Genomic DNA, 1957 nt, shown 5'->3' on the forward strand with positions numbered 1-1957 from the left:
ACACCCAAGGCGTTAAGAGCGGTTGCGACGATGTGTGGGGCGGAGAGCCCTGCCTCGTCATACTGCGCGTCCTGCGTGTTGTGGTCGATAAAGCGGTCGGGCAGGGTCATGGGGCGGAAGCGCACCCGGTCCAGCAGGCCCGTGCGGGCCAGATGGTGGCAGACCTGTGTGCCAAACCCGCCCTCGGAGCCTTCCTCAATCGTAATCAGCACCGCATGATTGCGGGCAAGGTTTTCCACCAGCGCCGTATCAATCGGCTTGGCAAAGCGGGCATCGGCCACTGTTGGGGGCAGACCCTGAGCGGCCAGCATGTCGGCGGCCTGCAGGCACGCGCCAAGCCTTGGCCCGAGCGAGAGAATGGCAATGCCACCCGTCTGCGCGCCAGACTGGCTCCCCATCTCGCGGATGATGCGGCCTTTCCCGATTTCGAGCACCTGCCCCTGGGCAGGCAGGTCCAGCCCAAGCCCGTTGCCACGCGGGTAACGCAGGGCGATCGGGCCTTCATCAAACTCGGCGGCTGTTGCGGTCATGTGCAGCAGTTCCAGCTCGTCCGATGGAGCCATGATGGTCATGCCCGGCAGGCAGCCCAGATAGGCAATATCGAACGAGCCCGCATGCGTGGCCCCATCGGCCCCCACCAGACCCGCACGGTCAATGGCAAAGCGCACCGGCAGGTTCTGGAGCACCACGTCGTGCATGACCTGATCATACGCGCGCTGGAGGAAGGTGGAGTAAATGGCGCAGAACGGGCGCAGCCCCTCGGTTGCCATGCCTGCGGCAAAGGTTACCGCGTGCTGCTCGGCAATGCCGACGTCAAAAAACCGCTCGGGGTAGTTCTTGGCAAATGCATCCAGCCCGGTGCCCGAGGGCATGGCGGCGGTCACGGCGGTTATCCGCTTGTCGGTCTGGGCGCGGCGAACCAGTTCGCGCGCAAAAACAGAGGTATAGCTTGGCGGGCCTGCGGGGCCTTTTTTCTGCTCACCGGTAATGACGTTGAACTTGGCCACGGCATGATATTTGTCGCCTGCGTTTTCCGCCGGGCGGTAGCCGTGTCCTTTTTCCGTAATCACATGCAGCAGGATCGGGCCTTTATCCGTATCGCGCAGGTTGCGCAGGATATTGACCAGTTGCGGCAGGTCATGCCCGTCCACCGGGCCTACGTAGTAAAAGCCCAGTTCCTCGAACAGGGTGCCGCCTGTGATCATGCCGCGGGCGTATTCGTCCGCCTTGCGGGCGGTGCGTTCGACCGGGGCAGGCAGTTTTTTAACAAACTTGCCCGCCAGTTCGCGCAGCTCCATGAACTTGCGTGAGGACATGAGGCGCGAGAGGTAGTTGGACATGGCCCCCACGGGTGGGGCGATGGACATTTCGTTATCGTTGAGGATAACGATCAGCCGCTCCGCACCCGGCCCCGCCACGGCGGCGTTGTTCATGGCCTCATACGCCATACCGGCGGAAATGGAGCCATCGCCAATAACCGCAATCACATTGCGCTCACGGTAGGAGGGGTCGTCCTCCGCGCGCAGGTGGTGGGCCACGGCCATGCCCAGCCCGGCGGAAATGGAGGTGGAGGAGTGGGCCGCGCCAAACGGGTCGTATTCGCTTTCCGCCCGGCGGGTAAAGCCGGACAGCCCGCCCGGCTGACGCAGGGTGCGGATGCGCTCGCGCCGCCCGGTCAGGATTTTGTGCGGGTAGGCCTGATGCCCCACATCCCAGATCACCCGGTCATCGGGCGTGTCGAACACGGCATGCAGCGCCACGGTCAGTTCCACAACACCAAGCGAGGCCCCAAGGTGCCCGCCCGTGGTGGAGACCGCGTCTACCGTTTCGGCCCGCAGTTCGTCCGCAAGCTGCTTGAGCTGCTCAACAGACAGGTTGCGCAGGTCCGCGGGAACGCGAACACGATCCAGTGCGGGAAAACGGCCAAGAGTGGGAATCGGTGACGCGGCGTTCTGGT

The 1957-nt window shown here is 64.0% G+C and carries 1 protein-coding gene; it reads right to left on the reverse strand.

Features of this window, described 5'->3' with window-relative positions:
* Positions 1 to 1957: 1-deoxy-D-xylulose-5-phosphate synthase (dxs, locus tag GOB86_RS15335; RefSeq protein WP_242012719.1), on the reverse strand; the 1957-nt coding region annotated here is incomplete at both ends.

Source organism: Acetobacter lambici, assembly GCF_011516885.1.
GTDB lineage: Bacteria > Pseudomonadota > Alphaproteobacteria > Acetobacterales > Acetobacteraceae > Acetobacter > Acetobacter lambici.